The 26,060-nt window shown below is 52.8% G+C and carries 16 protein-coding genes and 1 pseudogene; 4 read left to right on the forward strand and 13 right to left on the reverse strand.

Features of this window, described 5'->3' with window-relative positions:
• Positions 1-23 precede the first annotated feature (23 nt).
• Positions 24-278, forward strand: a pseudogene (locus tag B2590_RS15870) (M48 family metallopeptidase); the annotation flags it as partial.
• Between the two features lie 82 nt (positions 279-360).
• Here the strand turns inward: B2590_RS15870 and B2590_RS15875 are convergent.
• From B2590_RS15875 to B2590_RS15905, 7 genes are all read right to left on the reverse strand, one after another.
• The gene (locus B2590_RS15875) at positions 361-1,242 is read right to left on the reverse strand and encodes a hypothetical protein (RefSeq protein ID WP_286847991.1); all 882 of its coding nucleotides are present in this window, start codon (positions 1,240-1,242) and stop codon (positions 361-363) included.
• Positions 1,243-1,250: 8 nt separating this feature from the next.
• Entirely contained in the window at positions 1,251-2,672 is a 1,422-nt protein-coding gene (locus B2590_RS15880; RefSeq protein WP_286847992.1) for a hypothetical protein, read from the reverse strand.
• Positions 2,669-7,651, reverse strand: coding sequence for an AAA domain-containing protein (locus tag B2590_RS15885; protein WP_286847993.1), 4,983 nt, complete (start codon positions 7,649-7,651; stop codon positions 2,669-2,671). Before B2590_RS15885 ends, B2590_RS15880 begins: the two co-directional genes overlap by 4 nt.
• A 282-nt stretch (positions 7,652-7,933) precedes the next feature.
• Positions 7,934-8,821, reverse strand: coding sequence for a hydrolase or metal-binding protein (locus tag B2590_RS15890; RefSeq protein WP_286811144.1), 888 nt, complete (start codon positions 8,819-8,821; stop codon positions 7,934-7,936).
• A gap of 61 nt (positions 8,822-8,882) precedes the next feature.
• A complete protein-coding gene (locus B2590_RS15895) occupies positions 8,883-9,884 on the reverse strand; it encodes a YqaJ viral recombinase family protein (protein WP_286811143.1) in 1,002 nt (333 codons plus the stop codon).
• A gap of 86 nt (positions 9,885-9,970) precedes the next feature.
• Positions 9,971-10,933, reverse strand: a complete 963-nt coding sequence (locus B2590_RS15900) for a DUF932 domain-containing protein (protein ID WP_286811142.1) — start codon at positions 10,931-10,933, stop codon at positions 9,971-9,973.
• 31 nt (positions 10,934-10,964) lie between these two features.
• Entirely contained in the window at positions 10,965-11,315 is a 351-nt protein-coding gene (locus tag B2590_RS15905; protein WP_286811141.1) for a hypothetical protein, read from the reverse strand.
• Positions 11,316-11,793: 478 nt separating this feature from the next.
• On the opposite strand from B2590_RS15905, the gene dsr1 reads away from it, so the two are divergent.
• A complete protein-coding gene (gene dsr1, locus B2590_RS15910; protein ID WP_286811140.1) occupies positions 11,794-15,573 on the forward strand; it encodes an anti-phage defense-associated sirtuin Dsr1 in 3,780 nt (1,259 codons plus the stop codon).
• Positions 15,574-15,769: 196 nt separating this feature from the next.
• Here the strand turns inward: dsr1 and B2590_RS15915 are convergent, their stop codons facing one another.
• On the reverse strand, positions 15,770-16,279 hold the full coding sequence (locus tag B2590_RS15915; protein ID WP_036212145.1) for an MgtC/SapB family protein: 510 nt from the start codon (positions 16,277-16,279) through the stop codon (positions 15,770-15,772).
• Between the two features lie 181 nt (positions 16,280-16,460).
• Here B2590_RS15915 and B2590_RS15920 point away from each other — a divergent pair, with 181 nt between their 5' ends.
• Complete coding sequence (locus B2590_RS15920) at positions 16,461-17,057, forward strand: exopolysaccharide biosynthesis protein (RefSeq protein WP_286811139.1); 597 nt, start codon at positions 16,461-16,463, stop codon at positions 17,055-17,057.
• A gap of 132 nt (positions 17,058-17,189) precedes the next feature.
• On the opposite strand, the gene B2590_RS15925 is transcribed toward B2590_RS15920, so the two are convergent.
• From B2590_RS15925 to mqo, 5 genes are all read right to left on the reverse strand, one after another.
• Positions 17,190-18,059, reverse strand: a complete 870-nt coding sequence (locus B2590_RS15925; protein ID WP_286811138.1) for a hypothetical protein — start codon at positions 18,057-18,059, stop codon at positions 17,190-17,192.
• A 50-nt stretch (positions 18,060-18,109) separates the two neighbouring features.
• Positions 18,110-19,780 carry an acetolactate synthase large subunit gene (locus B2590_RS15930; RefSeq protein WP_286811137.1) on the reverse strand — a complete coding sequence of 557 codons (1,671 nt, stop codon included), beginning with the start codon at positions 19,778-19,780 and terminating at the stop codon, positions 18,110-18,112.
• Positions 19,781-19,808: 28 nt separating this feature from the next.
• Positions 19,809-21,833, reverse strand: a complete 2,025-nt coding sequence (locus B2590_RS15935) for a hypothetical protein (RefSeq protein WP_075194306.1) — start codon at positions 21,831-21,833, stop codon at positions 19,809-19,811.
• A 53-nt stretch (positions 21,834-21,886) separates the two neighbouring features.
• The gene (locus B2590_RS15940) at positions 21,887-23,119 is read right to left on the reverse strand and encodes an ATP-grasp domain-containing protein (RefSeq protein WP_007153140.1); all 1,233 of its coding nucleotides are present in this window, start codon (positions 23,117-23,119) and stop codon (positions 21,887-21,889) included.
• Between the two features lie 153 nt (positions 23,120-23,272).
• Positions 23,273-24,754: a malate dehydrogenase (quinone) gene (gene mqo, locus B2590_RS15945; protein WP_075194305.1), complete on the reverse strand. Its 1,482-nt coding sequence runs from the start codon at positions 24,752-24,754 to the stop codon at positions 23,273-23,275.
• A gap of 330 nt (positions 24,755-25,084) precedes the next feature.
• Here mqo and B2590_RS15950 point away from each other — a divergent pair, with 330 nt between their 5' ends.
• On the forward strand, positions 25,085-26,056 hold the full coding sequence (locus B2590_RS15950) for a calcium/sodium antiporter (RefSeq protein ID WP_286811136.1): 972 nt from the start codon (positions 25,085-25,087) through the stop codon (positions 26,054-26,056).
• The last annotated feature ends 4 nt before the right edge of the window (positions 26,057-26,060 follow it).

Raw genomic sequence — 26,060 nt, forward strand, 5'->3', positions numbered from 1 at the left:
CAGTATTACTCCGGCGGTGACATGCAGGCGTCAGAATTCAAGACCTGGGTTATCGCTGGGGATCTTGCGGCAGGGGTAACCGCCTTTACTTCAATTGGAAGACAATCCTGTTACCGAGAGAGATCGTGGAGTATGTGGTGGTGCATGAACTCACGCACTTGCATGAGCCACACCATACACCCCAGTTTTGGAAGCGGGTTGAGCGGGTTATGCCGGATTATGAGCGGCGGAAGAGCTGGCTGGCTAAGAATGGAATCGAGGTCGAAGGAAATGTTTGAACATAGCCAATCAACTCCGCTAGCTGAATATAAGTCTGCGCCAACCTATATGGTCAGTGCTGCAGAGCTAGGTTAAAACTGGCTACTCCGCGCTCTGTTCAAGCGATTTCAGCTTTTCCGAAAATGGCACGCCCCGTAAAACGCTATACATCTCGTTCAACGTGAATTGTTCGTCATCACTTTGAACTCTGATTATGGTCTCGAGTGCAGAAACCTTATTATGACCTTCTCGGAACCCAGCAAGAAGTTTATCAGGGTCCAACGCCATATCTTCGGGATGCCAATGCTGGCCAGGCGAATGATCTCGTATATCCTCACCCAAAAGGCTTTGACCTTCTGCATACTTGGTAATGAACTCATGAGGTACCTTTCTCCCATGGAGAAACACGTCCTTTTTCCAAGCTGCAGCAACACAGGCGGTTAGATAAGCACGGGACTTTCCATAGTTAAAATGCCAGTTGTTGCAGATATGATAGCGTGATAGCACTTGGCCCTCACCGATAGAGAAATCCTCCTCCAAGAGGATAAACGTATCTTCGCGTTGAGGTGACTCTTCGGTCGCTGATGTGTAAATAATTCCTTGGAGATCCGAGCCCTTTGAAAGAACCTCTTCTATGAAAGCCAGGAATTTCTTTGGTCTTTTGTAAAAATCATGAGCGATGTAAATGTCTGGACTTGCACATTCCAACCATTCCCGATTGACTGCGAAAAGGTCAGCGGCATCATCAATCATTTTCTGATCTAGTTTTTTTAGAAGGCTTTTTTCATCTTGAACATCTGTCAGGGAAAGCTTCTGACTGACGTACCGAGGAATCTGATTTCGGTGTATTCCGTGAGCTTCAAACAGCTCAAAAAATCTCTTCGCCGGATTGTCATTGATGGCAGGTCCTTTGTTTTTACCAAACCACCTTTTGACTCTCTCACAGAAATCCAAGAAAGAATTAATCTCGCCAAACACAGCCATGCAAGTCCTTACAACTGTCGTAGCAGCCCCAGATCCCGTGGATCTTCAAAGCCAACTACGCTTTTAATGTAGTCGTCAACCAAACCAGTAATTACCCGAACACTCTCCGGATCAGCTGTGATGAAGCCCACCGGGAGGGTAACCGGAAGACTCTCGGGCCTGGAAACGTGGTATGACACTGCCGCCCAACGTTCAGGGTACAGCAGGACCTCTACGTTTCCATCCAGGAACCCTTCTACGAGACCAAAGACAACGGAACTCTGTTTCGAGAACTGCTGCTTCCAACGGTTGATCGTAAGGCGATCTTTTGCATCCTGAACTGGTACAAAAAGCTTTGGCGTATAAAGCCGAGCGGGCTTCTTCCCCTTAGTCACAGCGCGATCTATTAATGAATCAAGACAGGCATTGGTCCGCACGGTTTGACCCCAGAACCCGTCAGCAGGCGCAAGCCACAGCAAATCTGGAGGAGATTCGTCACTACTTTTCGGTGAATCGACGTGCCTATCTAGGTATCGAACGATTAGTTCCCAGTTTTCCTTGGAATAGATCGGGCCTAAAAGCGGAATCCGGACAGGGTCGTCTAGCGAGCCCTCCTGTTGATCCAGCATCAGCTTGGCGATATCGATTGAGGAATCATTGAGCAGAACTGGAGTATCACGATCCTCCAATATTTCCATCGCCCTCGTGATCTCTTCAAAGTTCGTTGGTTTTTGAGCGGAAGCAAGAGCGTCGGTGACGAGCTCTTGAACTGTGGAGGAGTCCTCCAAAACATCGTAGTCCGCCCTTTCAACCTGCATGCCGTCTAGATCCATGGCGAACCTACTAGTCAGCCTAAGCGGCTCCTGCCCCAGCTTGCGAACAGACTCCATGGTATAAATGCTGGGTCTGCCCGGTTCGTCGTTGACGGACTTATGTTCCCAAAATCCTTGCTCCTGGATCTTGTGGAAATTCTCTTGAAATTTTCGTTTTGCCAAGCGCTCACTGTTAGCGATCGTTTCATTTGGAACTTCCAACCTCAGACCAGGCACCCAGCTTTCATTTGTACGTTTTCTGCCTACACAATTAAAACTTGCCAGTTCGAAGGCAAAAGCGCCGCCGCTTTCCATTAGTGTTGAGACGTGTGGTGTCGCCCCCAATTGAACAAAATAGCCCCGGGCCTGCGCTGTCAGGTCAATCTGGCCATTTTCTAGAAACTGAAGATCCCCTTTGTCGACTAAATCACTGATCGCTTCATCTGCCTCTCTCTTGGCCAACCCAAAGTAGTTTGCAATATCCGCCGGCATCATCGGAGAAACGTGAACCAGTCTCAACACAAACTCTCGCACGAATGGCAGCCCCTTTTTCGTGACATATGAAAACCGGATATTGAATCTATGAACGGGCAGTAAAAAGTCCACTTCGTGATAAGCAACGTTCATTTCCTGACTCATTGCACCTGCCCTCCCTGTTCCTTACCGGTTTGCGCATTTACGAATCGGTAACCGCCGCTCGGCCCTTTCTCCTCCATGAAACTCGCAACCCTCCCTAACGGAAGGTCTTTGTTTTTTGACTGCCACATCTGCAACGAGCCGACAATTAATAATCGGTCCATTGCCCGAGACAAAGCTACGTTTATTCGATTCGGGGCTTTTAGGAAACCAGGGCTTTGATGCTTGTCTGACCTCGTGAGTGACAGAATAATGATTCTGTTCTCTTTGCCTTGATAGCTATCCACAGTATCGATCTTCACCAGTGCCTTGAAATCATCATCCCATTGAACTTCCTTGAACTTTTGGCGAAGAATTCGCTTCTGCTCTCCATACATGCATATCACACCGATTGCAGGCTCTCCGTCTTTGACTGAGGATTTCAGGTCGAGCAGCAAGTCCAGGTTCTCTGCTACCTCTTTAAGCAGTTTGATAATGAGGTCAGCCTCGCTCCTATTGTAAATACTCACCCCTTTATCGCTCTGATGATTTGCCTTAGCTCCCAAGCTAGATGTATCGAGCCAAGTTACCGGCGCTTGCAGCGCAGTCGGCAAAGGATCATAAATGTCTGGAATAGCGCGATTCCCATTGCCAAGCTTCCCATCGTAAAAAACTTCAGAGACCAGATCCCCTATTTGGGGCCCCATGCGATATTGAGTCAGCAAAGTCGCTCCGACTTGATCGCCGAACTTGGACTCAAAAGCGCGTGCGAAGTCGCTTTGAAGCATTACATCCAAATCGCTCGCTGAAGCTGATATGCCGAGTCGACGGGCTAACGCCTGCTTGTGGGGAATGGTGTAGAGTGGCGGCAGCTGTTTATGGTCACCGACGAGCAAAACCCGTTTGCCGGCCTGCATAGCAATTGCTAGTTCACTGGATATTGAGCGAGCTGCCTCATCGATTATCACCCAGTCGTATTGGTTCTCTCGAATCCCAATATGGCGCTGTCCGATTCCAACACATGTGCCAGCCACCAACTGGCGAGACCTCGCTAGAAATTCATCATAGTTGACTTCTTCCGTCTCAAGCACGTTCAACATATCTCGAGAGATCTTCGCCAGCGCTCTCGCCCGCAAAGCTTCATCTGGCCTAACCGCGTAGTCGTGATTCAGCTTATCAATCACACGCTTTTTAGCCACATCAACACCATCTTCGGGCGCCAGATCAATTCCAAACTCTTCGTGCATTGATATACGAATCGTCTCATTCAGTTCCTTCAGAGACTTCTTCAATTCCTTGGCGTCCTCCGCCTCTAACTTCTGGCTAGCTAAAGAGTCCATTAACGACGTGGAGTGATCAATTTGTCGGAAAAGCTTTAGTTCAACATTAACCAATGCCGACAAGTAGCCAGGTTCTAGCCCCAATGCTCTCCCTAGCGAACTGGCACGATGTTTAGCTTCTGCGCGGAAAAGCTCTCTTTTTTCTGAGATGATCGAATTCGAGTAGACATCCTTCAGCCCAGAGGAAACCGCACCTTCCCGGTTGCTAAATCTAACCACATCAAGTGATGTGTCCAACCTCGCACAGTGATTGCGAATCCGCTCTGCAGCCGTGTTCACGGCCTCATGCGACTGACTCACTAGCAGAACTCTTTGGACCTGCTGCTTCTCAATTAGGTAATGGACGAATGCCGCTATGAATTCGGTTTTCCCAGTTCCTGGGGGCCCTTGCAACAGAGAAAGTGGACCATTTTGTATTAACTTCTGAAAAGCTCCGCGCTGCTGTTGGTTGAGGCTTATTAAATTTCCTTGGTCATCTGTCCTGTCGTAACGAGAAAAATCCTCCTCAGTGACATCAACATCGTAGGTTTGAGCAGAAAGCGCGCACGATGGATCGAAATAGGTGACTAGGTTGGTGATTAAACCTTCTCGATCCAACAAGCATTGCAATGCCGCTTTTCTCTTTTCATAGGACGCTCTGTCCTGCTTTGTCCTGAAAAAGATGAGATCGCCTTCAGACAAGTTCTTGGCCTTGAAACGTAATTTCGATAGCCGAATTTCGTTCAGCGCTGACTGCTTCAAGAGGACCTCTCCTATAGAGATCTCTTTATCTTTATCTAGAATCAACGCTTCGATAACGTCGGTCTTTCGAAACTGACCAAGAGCATCGACATCAGCTTGGTAAGGGATAATGAGTTGGTCTTTGTTGTCTTTTACCGGTCTCGGGCCATCGTATACCTCGATATAGGGATACGACTCCGTTTCCGTCTCGAGGATTGCCTTCCACAAGTTTTCGGTAGAAATTCTGAGCTCTGGCTCAGTCCGAGTACCAAATTCTTCAATCGCTTCTGGAGCGATCTCATTTGAGTCCATAACTGACTCAACGGCAGCAACTTCCTTTAATTCTTCTTTTTGAAGCGCGAGCTCGATCGCACGGGCGAATGCATCACTGCTTTCAAGCTTCTTTGAAAGCTCCGATAGGTCATACCCAGAGCTAGGGGCGACGCGTATCGGGAAGTCTAACTCCAATTGGCTTTTTTCAGTGTCATCCCTTCGAACAGATGATCTAGCACGAGGGGCAAACCCCACGACAAAAGCGCGATCTTTCACTTTAAATATCAAATCGACGCTGCCACCGATTCCCAGCATTCGCACTCTTGCATCCGAAGGGTCTTTATTACTTGGTTCGATCTGGACATATAAGTGTCCATTGTCAGGGTAAATCGTTATTGGTTCGAAGGAACCCTTAAGCGAAATATTAACCGGCTGGGCAAGCTCACTTTCAGGTGTTTGGATCGCAGACTTAAAGCGAGCAAGATCTTTGAAGCCAAATAGCGTATCTTCTAATTCCTCAGCAACAGCGTCCGTAATATATTTATACTCTTCAGAAGACTTCTCCCACTCAATTCCCAATAGCTCACAAGCCATTCTCATGACCGCATAGTTGTCGCGCTCATATGCGGTGCAGGAGTCGATATTCTCTGGACTATATCGATGGTTGAAAGTCTCTTCAGAATCGGCAGAGTAGTCCGGAATATCGATCAGATACAGCGCATAGTCGCCATCTTCACGTCCTGCAATGACGTTTCCCGGATGGAGGTCGCCATGGGCGATGTTCATCCCGTGAAGATGTTCAACTGCGTCAATTAGCCTTTTGATAAATATGAACTTATCGGGCTCCTCCAGACTAAGTTCATTCCAGTGGAAACCTTCTGCATTATCCATCACCACGTAAAGACTCGCGGACTTGGTGGCAATACCAAATTCTCGAATACAAGGTATGTAATGGGGTGACGCAGCCTGGAGTTTTTCAACGCGCCGCAAGAAGTGAAGAAGCTTGTGGCCTGATGACGCATCATCAGCGGCCGCTACGTTAAGCCAGGCCTTTACAATCAGTCCGTTTGATAGATAAACCTCCCTCTCCTCAGTCTCTACCAAAAAATCATCATCTTCACGAAACTGCCGGGAGTGATTTATCGTCTTTCGGTACGGATCGAGCTCTGCCTGGTCAAAAGAAAGTATTTCCCCGTCTTTTGGTTCAGCGTCTTTTAGTGCATCGAAGAGTTCAGTGGCATCAGCGAAATGGCCGCCTGTGAGTGCACTCAACAGAACAGGCCCGTAGAAGCTCGTACTCGTTACAGCCTCTTCCTTTATCTCCGCGATACTTTTTGGCGAAATACGTTTTGCATTCAAGATATGCCAAGACAATAGTCCAAGCGCGCGAACATCAGCCTCGAAAGGCGTTCCAACGCCTTCCAAGTCGGCACCATCAAGAATCTCGTTTACTGCAAGAAACTGCCGATAGTCGCCAACAGTACCAGCCGGCTTGTGATAAGCCGAGATGAAGTTCGACAGAGCAACTTCCTTGCTCGGAGAAATCCAAATGCTGTGATCACCAAGATCACGGTGTGCAACTTTTATTTGGTGAAGGTCTGCAAACTTTGCGACGAGCAACTTCATCAAATTGGATTTATCAATATCTGAGAAAGACGGGCCATGCTTCGCTATAAATTCATTGAATCTGAGATGATTAGGAGGAAGTTCATAAACCTCTGAGTACTCGGTTGTTACCTCGTCCTTTTGCACGCTCGTTAATGAGCGAAGGCAATGTTTATAAAGGTCATGATCTTGGTGCTTTATGAACTGAAGCACCTCTCGCTCCCGCGACACAATGGCGAATCTGCCATCGGCCGTTTTTGCCTTAGAACCACTGAGGTTCTCAAAATTCCACAGCCGCAATAAAGCCTCATCGCCTTTGGATATTTCAGATACCGCTTGGAATTCTTTATAGACCTTCTGGGGATGTTCGAAAATGAGGTCTGTCGCCCGATAGCCATCAACTCGGATTTGCTTTGGCGCCGTATTGTTGCCGAGAAATAGTTCATCAAAAATGTCGAAATCTTGATTAAGCACCTTGGCATTCGAGTGGACTTTGACGAATTTCTTGTTGAAGTTGCCCTCATCGGCAAGGCTCAAGAATTCCTTGAGGCTTAATGTATGGATTCTCTCTTGGTCAGTAATTTTCGAGAATCCAGCATTACCCGTCATAACCACGAAATGATGAACGAAGGGCGTCCAGCCAGAATTGCTGAATCTATGTTTGAAGCGCTCAAGCTTGTTCTTTAACAAATGCACTTTCTTTTGAGTGACGCTAACTGGTGACCGCCCCATATCGACGTCATTCTTATACCAACGATCCCCTCTCGACTTGACCTCTCCGTGATTCCAATCTTTGAGCTCGACGATCAGGACATTACAGTGAGTGACGATAACTAGGTCAAACTCACCTTCGTTACCCTTCGCATCTACAAACCGAAAGCCAGCGTAACCTTTCCAGGGAAACATACCTTTGAGCCCTAGGCCACGCATTTGATCTTGCATCGAACTACCAGATTTGGGCCTTGACTTGCCAGAAATCGGATCTGGACTGAAGGCCTCCTGAATAATTTCAATCGCTTTGATCTCTTGCGACTGCAAGCCGCCTTCCCATAGCTTAACTTCCATAAATCCCCTTTTTACCCCAACAATTTTCTCGGCTCAGTCTGCGCTGAAACCCAAAACGCCACCAGTCAAAAGCATTGGCATCGAACTTTTGCTTTTTAGATCAACTGCTTTTGCAATCCAAGGTTATCGCACTATGCGCTGCTAGATTGTAGATTTTTTGAAACCCGCTAGTGCAAGACGTGGTAGATAGGCAGCTACTGTATCGGAGGGATGTCGAGCCTGCCAAAAAATAAACGCAAACTTCTGATCTATACGAGTGGCCGTGTTCGGCCACTCGTATTATCACTGCTGGGCAGTTGAGCCAGTGGTCCTCAGCTCTTCTCTCAATTTCAATACCGTTGGATAATTATTCGGCAAACTCTCTGGCTCTGACGAATAAAACTCCTCAACCACCTGCGCCATCTCATCCTCATCGTATTCAAACAGCCCATTGCCAAGGCCCTTCGCAGCCGCCGCATCTAGTGCGGCCTGGTCAACGCCCTCCTCTTTTACCTGCTTGGCCCTTTCCCTTGCCTCAGCCACCGCTTCCTGCAGTGACATCCCTTCCTTGAGCACCAAATCCACATAGTAGATCGGCGTGCGATGACTCTGCGTCGTGCTTTTGCCCCGCAGCTTCAATTCCAATGGCATGTACGCCAATAGACCACCAGAAACTGCCTGGTAGTAGCTCAGTCTGGCAGCAAGCGTCCGAATGCTGTTGTAACCGGTCGTGCGAAAGATGAAGGTGCCGAGATCATCGTCGTCACCGACCTTGACGTTTAGGCGGCCGTAGGGCTTGCACAAGCCTCCTTTACCGAACTCGCACAACGTTGGTCCCGGGCATGGCAAAGACTGCACTCCTGATTGCGTCAGGCGCTTACAGGCGTCGCCATTACCTACACACATTGGGCGCCCGCTTTTACGATCAAACATGGTGTACTCAGCCCTCAGGTTGAGGTCCGCGTCATTGAAGAGCATGCGTACCGGGATAGTTCGAAGCTTTCCGTTTTGCGCATCCTTTCTCAGCTCCTCATCTATGGGATGAAGTACCCAACCATCCTTTTCCTGGACCTGAGAGGTGATGGTGAATTGATCGTCTTTCTTGGGTAGCCGGATGCCATTCTTTTCGACAACCCGGCCAATGCTGATGCGCCCCAACACGGGAGGCGTGATGGCTAAACCTTTAATCATGATGACTCTCCTGAAAAAGGACCACGGGGCACTCGTCACGCCCGCGTGGCCAATGGGGGTTTTATGCTTGGATGAGGAATCGACGGCTTCCTGGCTTCGTCAGTGGGTATTGCTCCAGCAGTTCTGGCTGATCCTTCAACAACTGTTTCACGTTAAGCCCAACGGAATCCTTGCTCCGCTTCCAGCTGACGCTGCCGCTTGGGAAGGTTGCCGTTGACGCTTCGCCCATCTGGCTCTCGATTCGCTGCTTCAGGTGGGATTCAGTGGATTTAAGGCTTTCCATTTCCGAGCGGATGGCCAGTAGCTCGTCGAACGCATCCGACAGGTCCTTGCTCTGGCTGAAGTCCAGGGTCTCCCCTCTGTCCACTGGGTACAGATGGCGCAAGGCACGTTCTGCAGAGTCTGTTCCATCGACCGGTGGAGGAGTATCCGTTTCCACGAAGTCCCAGAACTGGCGCTCCAACACGTACAGCGCTTCGATGAGCTCTTCATTTCGTTCAATGCGATAGATCTTCAACTCCTGACCACACAGCAGAACGCACACGTCCGCCGCCTGTTTGCCGGTGACCGCCAATTGGTGCTGCACCTGGCACTGGATGTAGTCCGGCACACCCTCTTTCCAGAGGCGTGAGCCGAACTCCCCTGCCGTTTTGCATTCCAGGATCTGCACGTCGTCATCGGTCACCACGGAGTAATCCAGGTTGGCCAACATCCAGTGCTTTTCCGGATCTGGATGCTGCAATACAGCATTCACCCGGCGCACTTTCCGGCCCGTCTGCTGGCTGTACTGCTCGGCCACAATTGGTTCCAGGATATGGCCCCAGTAGACCGGCGAGGTGGGATCATCCGAATCTGGTTTTGGTAAGCCAGCGTCTCTGCCGGTCTTCACCATCCAGAGCTCCAACTGGGATTGATAAGGGTTCATGCCAACGGCTGCAGCGGCATCACTACTACCAATGCCCTGCTTGCGCACTTTCAGCCATTCATCCCGGCTGAGCCCCTTGGTGGAGACCAGCCGCAATGCCGGTCGCTGTTTCTGAATTGTGTTTGCACTGATGTTCATGGTGTTTTCCTCCAGACATAAAAAAGCCCGCCAGAGCATCAGGCTCCGGCGGGCTTTATGGCGGTTTTGAGACTTGTGAGACTGGCTCAGGCCACAAGTGACATGGCCTGCTCTAATGCACGGTTCTTAACAGCGGCACCGGTTCCGAACCAAGCGGAATCCAGCCGGTGGTCAACGGTTTTGGCCCGGCGCTGGTGGTCGATGAACTCAGTGACAGCATTCAGCAGGCCGTATGCCGTGCCGTCCGATGAAGCCAACGTGGCCCCCATGCCCTTGCCTTCATAGAGGGACAGCGCTTTGGCCATGGATCGCTCGTTGGTTTTGCCTACGCCATTTCCGGAATCGTCAGTGAACACCTTTAGGAAGTAGTTCCTGGCCTCTGTGGCTCTCACCTTCCGTTCGCTCAGGGTCTTCAGGCGGTACATGAAGTCGTCCCACGCGGATACGGAGATACCCAGGTGCTTCTTCACCAGGTCCGCATCGAAGGCGGTGTTGTGCTTCACCTTGACGGCATTGGCGGTGGAGCCTTTCAGGGCAACCGCGAGAGTGTTGTTACACACCACGCGGATACTGGTGAACTGAGCAGTGGTTGCCATGGTGCCGTCACAGGCGGTGGCCAGCAGCACGTATGCATTGGTCTGGTCATTGCCCTTGAGCATGCCCGACTGACCCGTACGGGCGAGTGCCCACATTTTCCGGCCACCTTTCAAAACACCAGCCGTTTCCAGCTCAAAACCGGAGACTTCAGTCAGGTCCCGGTAGAACTCTAGGATTTCCTCGGGCTGAACCACCTTAAAACGGTTACCAACCACCGACAACGGTGCCCTTGTATCGGAGCGGTAAAGCACCTTGGAATCCGGGTAGGACAGGATCTCGCCCAGGGTGCCGCCAGTATTAGTTACATAACGGACCGGGCTTTCCTGGATCTGCCAGTCCAGACCGGCTTGCTTTGCCCAGACCTCCAGGGGCTGATTCGAGGTGAGTTCGTTCCCCAGGCCATGCCACGGGGTTTGGCCAACGTAGGCCATTTGCTCGATGAGATGAGCCATGGTTGTACTCCTATGGAATTTGCGAGGGGAATTAGCGGATATCGTCGCGGGAGTCAGGATCGGTACTGAAGGAATAGCCGCAATCAAGGCAGCGAAGGTTATCCAGCACACGGTCATCCAGGACATCGCCCAGAATCACGCCAGCAGAAGCGCCCGTTGCACCACCTAGTAGCGCACCAATGACGGCACCACCGATACCGCCTACGGTCGCACCCACTGGACCAGCAACGATCCCCAGGGCGGCACCCGCTTGGGCACCGGCCGTGGCAGCCGCATAGCCGCCGTAGGTACCGGCAGACGCGCCAACCACACCAGCGGCTTTCTTGCCGTAGTTGTTCTTGCCAATCCGCTGGGACAGGCAGTTGGGACATTGTTCAGACATTAGAGATTACCTCTGTGAATATGGAGGGAAGGCACTGTCAGTGCCCTGGTTCACAGAGGTGATATAGGTCTGAAATTATTTTGAGTCGATGAGGGGGCGCTCTACCAGATCGTCTTCCGGTTTTCTCGCCGACGCACATAAAAAGGATATTTAAGCACGAAGGTCTTTCTGGCGGCAGTCGACACAATGATCTTGGGAGCAATCCCGTGTGGGCTGGGGGACCTTGTGGGCTCTCCACAACTTATTAGCCCTCAGATCCACAAAGTCCAGGTTCAAAATAACGGACGGTACCTCGGTGCCTTACAAAACAAACGAACGCGAAACATTGCGATTCCTTTGCTCGTTGATGCCGGTTGGGATTACCGAAAAACTGAAAAGACTCACGGGAGTGCTAGGTTTTAGGTTGCATCTTTCTTAGTATCACTGATTTAACTCTTCCTCCTGACGGGCAATACCATGAGAGTCAAAAGGAATTTGAATGCAGTTTGTTAACAACGGGCCGGACGTTCCCGAGAAACTCCTTCAAGAACATGAAGAAGGTCATGTCGTCTTTTTTTGTGGGGCTGGAATTTCCTATCCCGCCGGACTTCCCACCTTTAAAGGTTTGGTATCGGATGTATACGCTGCATTGGGCACAGTTCCTGAAGTATTTGAACAAAAAGCCTTAAATCAGAGTAAATATGATTCCGCCCTCGAGTTACTTGAACGCAGATACCCCGGCGAAAAGCTTGCCATGCGGGAAGTGCTGCATGATGTTTTGGCGCCAAAGCTGAAGAGAAAAAATGCAAAGACTACACACAAGGCCTTGATTGAGCTTTCAAAGTCACGTGACGGCAAAACTCGTTTAGTCACAACTAATTTTGATCGAATTTTCACGAAGGTAGACAAGAAGCTGCGGGTGTTCAGTGCACCGATGCTTCCAATACCCAAAAATAGTCGCTGGGATGGGATCGTCCACTTACACGGACTGCTCCCGCAAAAGAGAGAATCAGAGGGGCTTCAACAACTTGTCCTAACCAGTGGGGATTTTGGCCAGGCTTATCTCACGGACCGCTGGGCAGCGAGGTTTGTATCTGAGCTTTTCCGAAACTACACGGTTTGTTTTGTTGGTTATTCAATCGATGATCCAGTTCTTCGATATATGATGGATGCGCTCGCAGCTGACAGGCGATTAGGTGAGTCAACCCCAAAAGCTTATGCTTTTGGATCTTTCGCTGGAGGCAAGAGCGAATATGAAGAAGCTAAGAAAGAGTGGGGAGCAAAGGGGGTTGAGCCGATCCTATACGAAGTCCCGGAATCCAATCCGCCTGATCACTCGTCCTTGCATAAAACACTTTGGGCATGGGCCGAGACATACCGTGATGGCATTCAAGGGAAAGAACAGATCGTTCTCGACTACGCAATGGCTCACCCACTGGGATCGTCTCAAGAGGACGATTTCATAGGTCGCCTGTTGTGGGCCATAACCGACAGGACTGGTGATCCCGCCAGATTGTTCGCCGACCACAACCCGGTGCCCAAACTCGCGTGGTTAGATGTCTTTTACAGCTTTCGCTATCGAGAGGAACACCTAAAGCAATTTGGAGTAACTCCAAATGAGAAAAGCGACCTAACCTACTCATTCAGTTTGTTATCCCGTCCATCTCCTTACGAGCACGCACCTTGGATGGGACTGCTTTTGTCAGAGGGACAGATGCAATGGGACGCAGTAATGCATCAGATGGCACGATGGTTAATACGACACCTAGGCAACGCTTCTTTATGCCTTGCACTGGTCCGTCGCGGAGGTCAGCTTAACCGGAGTTTCTGTGACCTCATTCAGTCTCGCTTGGAATTATTGAATGGCTTGAAGCAGAGAAAGGATTCGGATGCGATTGAAACGATTATCGCCGATGCTCCCGAAGCCTTCCCATCATCTCGTTTAGAGTTGGTTTGGAGGTTGTTTTTGACCAACAGAGTCCGAACGGGTGGCATGAACCTTAATCTATTCAGATGGGCTGACCGCATCAGAATGTTCGGTCTGACCACAGATTTAAGATTGGAACTTCGTGAGTTACTGTCCCCAAAAGTTGAGTTGAAACCATCCTTTGAGTTAATCGAAGAAAGAGAAGAAAGAAGCGACTCCATTGATCTGGAATTGACCCTGCAGGAGGATGACGTTGACTCATCTTTGCAGTCCTTGAAAGCCTTGGCCGAATGGCCAAATCACCTTGAAACGCTCCTACCAGACTTCGAAAACCTTCTCCATGATGCGCTCAGGTTAAAGCTCGAAATTGGAGATAGTGAGGTAGCGTCCGACTACAGCGAATGGGACTTACCGTCCATCGAACCCCATTGGCAGAACCAAGGATTCAAGCAATGGGTGATTTTAGTGGAACTCGTCAGAGATGCATGGATTCAAACAAATGCGATAGCCCCTGAACGAGCTGAGTCGACAGCAACGCGATGGATTAGCTCTGAATTCCCGACGTTTAAACGACTCGCATTCTTCGCAGCGTCAAAATCTCAGTTAATTTCTTCTGCCAAATGGTCGTCTTGGGTACTTATGGATGACCATGTATCACTTTGGGACGAAGAAACTAAACGCGAAATCCTGAGGCTTTTTGTCACAAAAGGGAGCGACTTAACGCTCGAAGAACAAAGACCTCTGGAAACTGCAATTTTAGATGGACCGCCAAGACATTTGTTCAGCAAGGATGCGGATGAGCCCGAGATTACCGAAAGATCTCAGTACGACACTTGGCTTCGTTTGGCCAAGCTCCTTGAAGGTGGCGCTACTCTCTCCGAGATCGCGGCCAAAAAGTATACAGAAATAAGCGCGTCACACCCAAGATGGGAACTTTCTTCCGATGAGAGTGATGAATTTTCTCACTGGATGAGCGGCACAGGGGACCCTGGCTTTGAGGAAAACCAGAAAATAGAGAAGGCCCCTCTTCAGAAAGATCAACTTGCAGTCTGGCTAAGGAAACCTCCTAGCACCAGTTTGTTCCAGAAAGACACTTGGGCAGAAATTTGCCGCAATCATCCAAGCAAAGCTGCTTTCGCGCTTCGACTATTAGCCCAAGAGAATACTTGGCCAACAGAGCGCTGGCGGGAGGCTTTCCATTCATGGTCTCAGAATTCGCGATTGGCGCGATTTTCTTGGTGTATGGTCGCAGGCTTCTTCTCGGAAATTCCTGAAGAACCACTTCGTGACATAGCGAGAAGTTTGACCCGTTGGCTCCAAGTAGTGGCAGAAAAAGGACGCAAGGATAAAGATACGTTTTACTCGCTCTGCAATAGAATGATCGAGCTCGAAGTTGACGGTGATGGTGTCGATACTGATGATCCCGTCATGGCAGCAAGAAACCATAGAACAGGAGGAGCGACTCAGGCTGTTATAACTCGTTGGCTGGCAGATAAACCAAAAGACAATGATGAAATCCCGGATACGGTTGAGACCATTTTTACGAGCCTTTGCAGCTCAGATAAAACTCAGTTTGTTCATGGTCGAGTCGTATTGGCCACATATCTTATATCTCTGTACAGAATTGACCCAGAATGGACGAGTGATAATTTACTTAGATATTTTTGTTGGGAAAACAGTAGCGAAGAAGCACGTGCTGTTTGGAGAGGCTTCATCTGGTCAGGACGCCTTTACCGCCCACTGCTATTACGACTGTTACACGATTTTTCTGAAACAGCCAAGCATTACGGTGACCTCGGAGTTTTTGGACGAAGATACGCTGCGCTACTTACGTTAACCGCAATCGAAGCGCCAGACATTGATCAAAAAGCCAACTTGGTGGAGGCAGTTAGTTACTTGCCTGAAGAAGGATTAATTCAATCTACGCGTATTCTCGCAGAGAGACTGAAAGCAGCCGGCGATCAGCGACACCAGTTTTGGCAGAACAGAGTAAAGCCGTTCTGGAATAATTTCTGGCCAAAAAACAATCTGTTGATATCTGCTAAGCTATCTGATGGCTTAGCATCAGTCGCAATTGCCAGCAACACAGATTTTTCAGAAGCCATTAGCCTGTTTTTTAATTGGTTTGTCCCTCTTCCGTTCCCTCACACGGCTATTCAAAGACTATGGAAGTCTGGGCTCTGTGAATCATCTCCAGAAGAGTGCCTAACTTTGCTGGATAGGCTAGTACCGGATCGGTCGCTCCAAGGAAGCAAGCTGGGTGAGTGTCTAAAGTTGATATCAGCGGCTCGGCCGAATGCCGCAAGAGATCCGCGTTTTGTTCGCCTGGAACGTCTTCATCTACGGCCTTAAAAGCAATTTGGGCTCGCCAGTTCGTGAAAGGCTGCTCGATAAAAGGCATCGTTCTTCAGGATACCCCCTAAAATTGTGGGTAACAATAAGGGTAATCATATCACTCAGACTTTAAATAACGCAATTAAATCAATTATTTAAAAACTTTATTAAAGTGACGCCGTCTCCACCAACCAACCGAAAAAAGCCCCTGATTTCAGGGGCTTTTTTCGTTATCAGACTCCCGAACTTCCACAGGCTTGGTTGTCTGCCCATCTTCAACCACAGGCTCACCGGTCACCGACCGCACCAGCCTTCCCATGTAGCGCAGCGTGAAGAAGTTCAGGGCGCTCAGGGCTATGGCAATCTCAAGGTGGTGGTACGCAACAGCCACACCGATCGCGCCACAGTTCCAGATACTCGCGGCGGTGGCGGTGCCGATTACGCGGCTGTCGTCCTTGAGGATGGCGCCGCCGCCAATGAAACCGATGCCGGTGACAATGCCTTGCAGTACGCGGCCCTGTTCGCCCGGGGAGTCGATGACGGCTCGACCAACGAGCATGAAGCCACATGAAACCACGGCCACCAGCGGGAAGGTTCTCAGGCCGATCCTGGGCCCCTGCTCTTCCCGGTCGAAACCGATGGGGAACGCCAGCAGGTAGGCAATGGCCATCAACAGCAGGTGGTTGAGGGTGAGCATCCAGTCAACGTTGAGCAAGTCTGCCATGGGGATTTCCGGGTTTTGAAGTTTTTGTTATCGCTGGATCGAGATTAGTCCTGGTCTGCAAAGGCTTCAATTGTTTCCGCTTCTGTTCGGCCACAATCGCTGTTTTCCGATTATCGGGAATGGTAGGTTTTAAAGGCCGGATTTGGCAGACGTTACCCTGATTCGAGGAAGAGCCCTATCTATGCGCAATAATGGCGACCCTACCAACATGCAACAACTGCTGGAGCAGATTCGCGAGTCGGCGGCCGGGGCCGGGCGAGTGTCGGTGAACGATATCCTGAATGGCGTGGGGGAACGTTCGTTCGGGCCCGTGGTGCTCGTAGCAGGGCTGATCACCCCGGCGCCGTTGATCGGTGACATTCCCGGCGTTCCAACCATTCTGGGGCTGGTGGTTCTGCTGACGCTGGGGCAACTGTTGTTCCATAGACGCACCATCTGGATGCCGTCCTGGATCTCCCAGCGCTCCGTGCCCCAGGACAAGCTCTTGAAGGGACTGGACTGGCTGCAAAAACCGGCTCGTTTTCTGGATCGCTGGACGGGGCCGCGTTTGGTGTTTCTGGCGGACGGGCCAGGGCTCTATGTGATGGCCATCATCTGCATGTTGGTGGCTCTGGCCATGCCGGCGATGGAGGTGGTGCCCTTCAGCGCCAATGGTGGCGGCGCTGCGTTGACGGCCTTCGGTCTGGCAATCGTAGCAAGGGACGGGTTGTTGGCGATAGTCGCAACGTCGCTCACGCTGGTGACCGGCTGGTTTGTGGTTACCGGGCTGGCGGGGTAATGCTGGATGCGTAAAAAGGAGCCGTCCGTTGGCCCAAAGATGCAGTGGAGCAGGAGCTCCTTTAGTCGCTTTCAGGGACTAACACATCTTCAGTACACCAGATCAATATGACAGTTCTATGACGCCGGGTTATCACCCACGCCCATGAAGTTCTTCAAAAAATGCCCGGCTACGTTCGGTAATTTCGTCCAGTTTGGCGTCCCACGTGCGTTTGTAGCTTTTGAAGGTATCGTCACTCAGGCGCGAGAAACGCGCTCCCGCCTCGGCTAACGCGCGAGAACTGTCGGCAAAGGCGTCGAAATCCGGCTCATCCAGCCTGTCGCTGCTTCGATTGAGGTCCGCCGCGGTTCGCTGTAAGGCACTTCGATCTATCTCAGGCGCCCGTTGGTTGTCTTCCAGCGCCTCTTCGATGGATTCCTCCAACTCTTCCATCAGCCCCTGCAAGACTTGGCCGTACTCTTCCATGGCCTGCTCTGCCCGGCGCTGGGCCTGGTCGGAATACGCCTCGAATTCGCGGGCAATGGCGTCCATCTGGCGAGAGAGATCGTCGGAGGACTGTCCGAAACTGGCCGTCAAGCGCTCGCCCAGCCGGTTCATTTCTCCGATTAAACCTGCAAACGGAGACGGATTCATGATCGCCTCGCCGGTGCGGTCATAATCCACCAACCAGTCGCCACTCTGTTCCACAAGGTAGGTATTCACTTCCCGGCGCTCGCCGGGGACGCCGTTCTCAGCGGGCAGGCGGGTTACGATCGTAGCTTCGCGATCGTCGATGACCACCCGACCGAAATCAGGCACGGTGCCAGACCAGTCCCGGGCGTAGCCATCGAAGGCAGAGGGGGCGGCAAGCGTCGATAGATCGGCAACGGTATCCGCGTCTTTCTCGGACAGGGCCTGCCAGAATTCAGCGGCCACTTCCTGGGGCGTTTCCGGCTTGCTGCATCCAGCGACCACCACGGCCGCCAGCGCTAGTGCCACCACTCTGAACCACGAGTAACTCATTCGCCCATCCTCAATCAATGTTCAATACTGGGCGAATAATACTACAGGCCTTAGAGGTTACAGGTCAGATTTACCAATTCTTCATCAAACACACGGCGGTTTTCGCTGTAGTCCACGGGCACATCGATCAGGTGCACCCCCCCCGAGGTCAGTGCGTTTTTCAGCGTCGGCCGCAGGTCTTCGGTACGGGTGATTCTATGGCCAGTGGCACCATAGGCATCGGCGTATTTCACGAAGTCCGGGTTGTTGTAGTCCAGCCCGAAGTTCTGGAAGCCTTCCTGGGCCTGCTTCCATTTGATCATGCCGTAGGCATTGTCGTTGATGATCAGTATCACCAGGTTCAGTTTCAGCCGCACAGCGGTTTCCAGCTCCTGACTATTCATCATGAAGCCACCGTCGCCGCACACCGCCATCACTTTGAGGTGTGGATAGAGCATGGCCGCCATCATGGCACTGGGCAGGCCGGCGCCCATGGAAGCCAGGGCATTGTCGAGCAGCACAGTGTTGTTGTCGTAGGCGGGATAATTGCGGGCAAACCAGAGTTTGTACATGCCATTGTCCAGCGCGATGATGCCGTCGTCGGGCATGACCTGGCGTACGTCGTTGACGATGCGCTGGGGAATAACCGGGAAACGGCCATCGTCCGCCTTGTCGGCCATATGGCTGTCCACGGACGCTTTCACTTCCATAAACCGGCTGAAGTCGTGTGAAGAGCACTGGCCGCACTTCTCGGCCAGGTACTCCACGCTGTTGGCAATGTCGCCCACCACCTCGTGCTGGGGGAAGTAAACCGGGTCCACGTCGGCGGCGCTGAAGTTCACATGGATAACCTGCTTGCCGCCGGGATGCATGAAAAACGGCGGTTTCTCAACCACATCGTGCCCGACGTTGATCACCAGGTCGGCGTGATCGATGGCGCAGTGCACAAAATCACCGGCCGAGAGCGCCGCATTACCCAGGTAACGGGGGTGGCGCTCATCCACCACGCCCTTGCCCATCTGGGTGGTGAAGAAGGGAATGCCAGTCACGTTGACCAGGTGGATCAGGGCCTGGGACACCCGTTTGCGATTAGCGCCGGCGCCAATCATGATCAGCGGATACCTGGCTTTACTGATCATGTCACAGGCAATGTCCAGGCTCTTGGTACTGGCAGTGGGCCGACGGGCATCACTGGGCTGGAAGATATGGGTATCGCTCTCTGCCACCTCGGAGGCGATGTCTTCCGGTAATTCGAGATGAACCGCACCGGGGCGCTCTTCCGAGGCCAACCGGAAGGCTTCCCTCACCTTGGCGGGGATGGTGTTGGCGTTGCTGATCTGGCGGGTGTACTTGGTAAGTGGTCGCATCAGGTCCACCACATCCAGGATCTGGAACAGCCCCTGTTTGGACGATTTAATGGGCTTCTGCCCGGAAATCATCATCATTGGCATGCCGCCGAGCTGGGCATAGGCAGCGGCGGTTACCAGGTTGGTGGCCCCAGGGCCCAGGGTCGACAGGCAAACGCCCACACGGCCTGTCAGGCGCCCGTAGGTCGCGGCCATAAAGCCGGCTGCCTGCTCGTGACGATTGAGCACCAGCTCAATGCTGGATTCGCGCAGGGCCTCAAGGAGATCCAGGTTTTCTTCACCCGGTACCGCGAAGATGTACCGAACACCTTCGTTCTCCAGGGCACGAACAAACAGCTCGGCGCCGTTGCGGCGGGTAGTGGCCTCAGCGGTCATCATCTCTCCCGTTCTGGCTTGGTTGGGTCTACTTTTCCTGCGGAGGTTCGGCCTGCAATGCCTCAGCCGGCAACCGGTCTCGGCCCCAACTGCGGTGAACGCGGCTGATCACCCGCTCCAATTCCTCCTCGCCCACGTCTGCGGGTTCACCGCGTTCAAGGGGGTCGAAGTGAAAAATGTACAGCCGCGAGGCGAACTGTTCAAAGGGCAAGGATGCCTCACCGAACCGCTCCCCTTTCCTGGAGGTACTGACCACCACATCGTCGCCCCAATTCTGACCACTGTCGTTGTTGGGGTTGAAGAAATACACCCGCATGACCTCTTCCGGGTCCAGAGTCACACGGAGGATGGTAATCGCGTGCCAGCCGATGAATCTTGCGGCACTGTCGGTAACCGCTACGCCAGCCGGTTGCGGATGGATCAGCGGCTGGTTGCCATTATAGTAAGGGTGGTAGCTGGCATAGAAATGTCGCAGGAAGGTGTCCAGGTCTTCCAGGTGACCGGTTGCAACATCCACGTTTATGCGGAATCCACGGCCGGCGGACCAACCATGGAACTCGGGGTTAACCCACTGGTGGGGGTCGCCCTGGCGGTCCGTACACAGGCGCCCCATTTCCGCATAAATCCGGTCAAGGTGCGGTACTACCACCAGCGAAACCGGATCCAGGTCGAGCGTTACTTCGGAGGCCACGCCACCCTGGCTGCCGGAGGAAGATACCGGGCGACCCTCGAAATGCATGATGATTTCGTTGTCGCGGGCGGCCCAGGCCACCATCTGCAACAGATAGTCCGGATCGTTGTAGGCCCACATGGACAGCGCCCGTGCAGATTGGCAGGTAGGGTTGTTTCCCTGCCCCACGCCAAGGGGCTGGCCCAGCATGTTGAGCACACCCTGCAACAGCCATGCCTTCGGCTGTGGCTGGTAACCATATGCCAATCGGATACGCTCCCGGGCGTGCGGGCAGATGGAGAGCCTGGCCTGGCGCCACAGCGCGGGTGCAAGTGGCGGTTGATAGAGAATGCCTCGCTCCAGCATCAACGCAAGGCCATAAAGACCTTGGGCTGTTTCCGGATAGACGCCTTCATTGATCAACTCATGCACCAGATCCTTGTAGCAGAGCAGGCAATCGCGGCCGGTACTGGACAGGCCCAGGGCTTCAGTTAATAGCGCATCCTGACTCTCCAGGATGTGGCGGACAAAAGTGGCGTGATACGGCGACACCAATCCGGTGTCGTGCATGGAACGGGCAAAACCGGTCGCCTCACTTTGCAGGGCCACGGCGTCCATGGACTGCAGCCGTTCCTGGTAAACAGGAATGCCAGGATCTTCGCGGCACGCCTGTGTTGGCCCGTAAAGGCTCGAAATCAGACGCTCCGCACCCTGACCCGCACCACCGAGATCCACATTGGGATCAATGCGGCACAGTGCAATCTGGGTAATCATCTGCCGTACGCTGCTGACCTGGATCGGTCGTTGCTGCAATATGCGCCAGATCTCTTCAATCAGTTGATCGATGACATGCTCATAGCCGATCTGGGTGGCAACATGCTGTACCACCGCGCGGCTGACCAGTGCCAGCTTGCCCTGCTCCCGCTCGGCTTCGCCTGCTTCACCAAACAGCATGTTCAGGTTGATGGCCAATACCTGGGTCAGGTAGTGATGCGCCTGTTCCGCCGACATCGACTCATGCAGGTATTCACCGCGCGCGACCGCCAGCAAACGCAGTTCGCTGAGCCCTTCGATGATGACCGTATCGGCCTGTGGGCTTTGCAAGGAAAAGGTGGTCAACGATGGCAATAGAATGGAGGGGTCTGCCCAGTCTGTTCCCAGGAACACGCCGGCTTTCTCAAGCCGTTCGGCTCGCTGTTCAATTGCAAGGCAGCCCTCCGGCTGCAGAAGCACCCGTCGCACGATGTCGAACAACCGGGGTAACTTGCCAAGTTTGGCAAAATCGCGGCTCTCATCGAGAGCCGCGATGGCATCGTCCAGTCGCTGAACCAGCTTATCGAAATTGACGACAGGTGCCGGGTTTCCAGCGTCGGAGTTGCTCAAACTGTGTTCCTCAGAGTCTGAATCAGACCCATTGTTGTTAATTCCTTACGGAATTATACATAGAAATCCAGTTCTTCCTGATGTTTCAGTAAATCCCGCATTACATAAGGGTCTTCACCGAAGAAGTAAACCAGGCCCCAATGTGTGCCAAAGGCAGTACGCTTGGTAACTGTTTCTTCCAACGGCGGCGTGAGCTCGTGGGACTCGAAGTAATCGTGGTTCTCGGTCTCTTCCGGCATTTCCAATTGGCTGACCACCCGGCGGCGCGGATAAACGCCGAAACAGCCGGCATAGCCCTTGGCATCCACCACCTCTTTGGGGAAGAACGCCTTTACCTCTTCTGCCGTGGTTTTCGGGTCAAAGGTCATGATCAGTGCCTGATAGGCGTTAAAGCCGTAGGCACGCTCAAGCAGCTCGAACACCTTGAAGCCTGGCGGCCGATACGCCACCTCTCCGAAGTACATGGTACTGTCGCTGGTCACGAAGTACTCTGGGTGAATAAACCCGAACTCGATATCGAACGTTTTGATCAGCTTTTCGATCTCGCGGGTGATCTGTTCCCGGTACTTCTCCAGGTCCGGCGTGGCCGGCACAAACACCGAGTAACCCAGGGTCACATACTCCGAGATGTTCAGGAATGCGATCTTGCCGTTGTGAATCCAGGCTTCGACGGCAAATTCCCAACCGTCCAGATGGGATTCCATCAGCACCGGGAATTCTTCCTCGGGAATGGTGTCCACTTCGTCCGGGGTACGAATCACCCGGTGGCCCAGACAACCGGCTTTGTCGAATGCTTTGAGGTGAATCGGATCGTTGGGGTCACCGTCCAACTTCAACAGGGTCTGGTTGACGCGCTTGAGGAAACGGATAACGTCGTCTCGGTCATGGGCTTCCTCGAAGATCCCAACGCGAATGCCGCCCAGCTGCGCGCGGCGCTTCATCAGGGCCTTGTCCCGTAACAACATGGACTGGCCGAACAGCTTCGGCTGATCCATCAGAACCGAGTTGATAGCGCCGGCCCATTCCACGGTTTCCTCAAACAATGGGATAGCCACATTAACGCCCATCTCTTTGAGTGTCTGAGCAATCTCAACTGACCGGTCGTTCAGGCGCTCGAAGTTCCAAGGTACATAGGGAATATCATGTTCCTTGCAGTAAGCCTCCGCCCAATCCGGCGCAACCACCACATATCGTCGATCAAATTTATCGGCAGCTTCCACCGCGTTCAGGCTCCATCCCAGGAGTGCGATATAGCCTTTATTCGGATCGAATTCTTGCTCGCTCATGTTCGTTCTCCTTGGTGGTGTTTCCTTATAACCTAACGTTTCAGGCGCAAATCGCAACCGGGCCCGGCGCCCAGAAAACAAAAAGCGCCGGCAGCCCCAGCTTTTAAGCCAGGACTACCAGCGCTTCCGCCAGTGTTAGATCGTTTGGGAATATCAGCTCAATTTCAGGGTTGAGAGCGTTCGTTCCCGCACTCTATTGAGTAATTGCTCATCGTCTACCAGCGACTGACCGTAGGAAGGCACCATCACTTTCATGCGTTCCTGCCATTCCGAAGACTCCATACGTTCCGGGAAACAACGTTGGATCACATCGATCATGGCCTGGACAGCCGTCGAAGCCCCCGGCGATGCACCCAGCAAAGCGGCCAGGGTGCCGTCCTTCGCCGCCACAATTTCGGTACCGAATTCCAGCTTACCGCCACCTTCCGGCGACTTCTTGATGATCTGCACGCGCTGGCCGGCGTCCTGCAGGCGCCAGTCCTCTTCGCGGGCATCCGGGAAGTAATTGCGCAGGGAAGCCACGCGGTCGCTGTGAGACTGGAATACCTCACCAATCAGGTAGCGGGTCAGGTCCATGTTGGTGCGGCTCACCGACAACATGGGACGAAGATTCGCTGAGCGGACCGATCCGAACAGATCGAATACCGAACCCTGCTTGAGGAACCGTGTGGTGAAGCCAGCAAACGGGCCGAATAGAAGCGCGGGTTCACCGTTGATAATACGGGTATCCAGATGCGGAACCGACATCGGCGGTGCGCCGATTGGCGCCTTTCCGTACACCTTGGAGTGATGTTGCTGGACGATTTCCGGCTTCTGGCAAACCAGCCACTGACCGCTGACCGGGAAACCACCGTAGCCTTTGGATTCGTCGATGTTGGACTTCTGCAACATCGGCAAGGCGCCGCCACCGGCGCCCAGGAAGACAAACCCAGCCTCAAGCTTCGTCAGCTCTCCGGTTTTCTGGTTCTTCACCCGTACCTTCCAGCGGCCATTGTCGCGCTTGGCCAGGTAATGCACGGGGCTGCTTAACATCAGTTCAAAGTTCGGCGTGGTTTCCAGGAACTCCACCATGCTGCGGGTGAGAGAGCCAAAGTCCACGTCTGAACCGTGCTTGATACGCGTGGCGGCCACTCTCTGCATCGGGTCGCGGTTGTTCACCACCAGCGGCATCCACTCTTCCAGATCCCGCGGGGATTCGGTGTACTCCATTTCCCGGAACAAATGGTGGGCGCTGAGCTTTTCGTGGCGACGCTTGAGGAACTTCACACCATCCTCGCCCCATACAAAGCTCTGGTGAGGAGTTCGGTTGATGAAGCTTTTGGGTTCCGGCAGCATCCCCTGCTCAACCAGATGAGACCAGAACTGCAACGATACTTCGAACGAGGCATTGATCTTCAACGCCCGCTCGATAGCAACATCGCCATCGTCGGTTTCGGGGGTGTAATTGAGTTCGCAGTAGCCGGCATGCCCGGTCCCTGCATTGTTCCATCCATCGGTGCTTTCATGGGCGACGTGATCAAGACGTTCAACCATGACGATGTCCAGGGAAGGATCAAGCTGCCTGAGCATCATGCCGAGGGTGGCGCTCATGACGCCCCCGCCGACCAGCACCACATCTGCCTGTCTAACGGCCATTGGTTATCACCCTAGCTAGTTTAAAGCCTGTTGCCCGCCCACGATCAGCAGAGGGGCTTGGAAATTGTGGCGCGATTATCCCGTTTTTTGATCGGATAATAAATTGCGAATATCAACTGACTCGTGGTCGGGCCCGCCTGGGGCTGGTCGCGCCAACATATCTGACAAGGGCCAACGTCCTGATTTATTTACCAACGGTGGCCGTGTGTAGGTCAAACGTTTAAAATGCGCTCGCCGGGCGCTCTTTGTTACATTCTCGCGTCTGTGCTCAACGATATCACCGCCACTTTAGTCTCATACCGTGCGGCTTACACCAACAGGGCATCCTTTATGCTATGGGCAATCGCAGCAATCATCGCTGGCCTGGTTTTACTGGTCTGGAGCGCAGACCGCTTCATTGAAGGCGCAGCAGCCACCGCCAAACACCTCGGTATGCCATCGCTGCTGATTGGTATGGTGATTATCGGATTCGGCACCTCTGCGCCTGAACTGGCAGTGTCAGCCATGGCCGCACTCGATGGCAATCCCGGGTTGGCCCTGGGCAACGCTTACGGTTCGAACATCACCAACATCGCCGTGATCGTTGGTGTGACTGCGGTGATTGCACCAATTGCCGTGCACTCCCAGGTAATACGCAAGGAACTCCCGCTACTACTGGTACTGACGGCCATCGCCGGTTACCAGTTGATTGATGGCAACCTGACCCGGCTCGATGGCTGGGTACTGCTTGGTGTGTTCGCAGCCGTCATGGGCTGGTCCATCTATCAAGGCATCCAGGGCAAGGGGGACTCACTGATCGGCGAGACCGACTCCGAGCTGGTTGCCCACCCGATGCCGCTGAAAATAGCCGTGATGTGGCTGGTGGTAGGCTTGGTGCTTTTGCTGGTGAGCTCGCGCATGCTGGTCTGGGGCGCGGTGTTTATTGCCCAGAGCCTCGGCGTCAGTGACCTGATCATCGGGCTGACAATCGTTGCCATCGGCACCTCTCTGCCGGAACTGGCTTCTGCGTTGGCGGCCGTCAAGAAAAACGAACACGACCTGATACTCGGCAACATTGTGGGGTCTGGTATTTTCAACACTCTGGCCGTGGTTGGCCTGGCTGCGACCATTGAGCCCCTGGCCGTGGATATGGAAGTGCTTTACCGCGACTGGACCCTGATGACAGCCCTCACCATCGGGCTTCTGCTGATGAGCTTTGGGCTGACGGGTAAGTCCCGGACCATCGGGCGACCGGACGGCGTGCTGTTATTGCTGGTGTACGTTTGCTACACCAGCTATCTGGTGTCGACAGTCATCCGCTAACCAG

Source organism: Marinobacter sp. UBA3604 (genome assembly GCF_002375325.1).
Lineage (GTDB): Bacteria > Pseudomonadota > Gammaproteobacteria > Pseudomonadales > Oleiphilaceae > Marinobacter > Marinobacter salarius.

What these genes read in the sequence shown, in the direction of transcription:
- B2590_RS15875 (WP_286847991.1), bottom strand. Translation starts at nt 1,242, where the DNA reads ATGGCTGTGTTTGGCGAGATTAATTCTTTCTTGGATTTCTGTGAGAGA.
- B2590_RS15880 (WP_286847992.1), bottom strand. Translation starts at nt 2,672, where the DNA reads ATGAGTCAGGAAATGAACGTTGCTTATCACGAAGTGGACTTTTTACTG.
- B2590_RS15885 (WP_286847993.1), bottom strand. Translation starts at nt 7,651, where the DNA reads ATGGAAGTTAAGCTATGGGAAGGCGGCTTGCAGTCGCAAGAGATCAAA.
- B2590_RS15890 (WP_286811144.1), bottom strand. Translation starts at nt 8,821, where the DNA reads ATGATTAAAGGTTTAGCCATCACGCCTCCCGTGTTGGGGCGCATCAGC.
- B2590_RS15895 (WP_286811143.1), bottom strand. Translation starts at nt 9,884, where the DNA reads ATGAACATCAGTGCAAACACAATTCAGAAACAGCGACCGGCATTGCGG.
- B2590_RS15900 (WP_286811142.1), bottom strand. Translation starts at nt 10,933, where the DNA reads ATGGCTCATCTCATCGAGCAAATGGCCTACGTTGGCCAAACCCCGTGG.
- B2590_RS15905 (WP_286811141.1), bottom strand. Translation starts at nt 11,315, where the DNA reads ATGTCTGAACAATGTCCCAACTGCCTGTCCCAGCGGATTGGCAAGAAC.
- dsr1 (WP_286811140.1), top strand. Translation starts at nt 11,794, where the DNA reads ATGCAGTTTGTTAACAACGGGCCGGACGTTCCCGAGAAACTCCTTCAA.
- B2590_RS15915 (WP_036212145.1), bottom strand. Translation starts at nt 16,279, where the DNA reads ATGGCAGACTTGCTCAACGTTGACTGGATGCTCACCCTCAACCACCTG.
- B2590_RS15920 (WP_286811139.1), top strand. Translation starts at nt 16,461, where the DNA reads ATGCGCAATAATGGCGACCCTACCAACATGCAACAACTGCTGGAGCAG.
- B2590_RS15925 (WP_286811138.1), bottom strand. Translation starts at nt 18,059, where the DNA reads ATGAGTTACTCGTGGTTCAGAGTGGTGGCACTAGCGCTGGCGGCCGTG.
- B2590_RS15930 (WP_286811137.1), bottom strand. Translation starts at nt 19,780, where the DNA reads ATGACCGCTGAGGCCACTACCCGCCGCAACGGCGCCGAGCTGTTTGTT.
- B2590_RS15940 (WP_007153140.1), bottom strand. Translation starts at nt 23,119, where the DNA reads ATGAGCGAGCAAGAATTCGATCCGAATAAAGGCTATATCGCACTCCTG.
- mqo (WP_075194305.1), bottom strand. Translation starts at nt 24,754, where the DNA reads ATGGCCGTTAGACAGGCAGATGTGGTGCTGGTCGGCGGGGGCGTCATG.
- B2590_RS15950 (WP_286811136.1), top strand. Translation starts at nt 25,085, where the DNA reads ATGCTATGGGCAATCGCAGCAATCATCGCTGGCCTGGTTTTACTGGTC.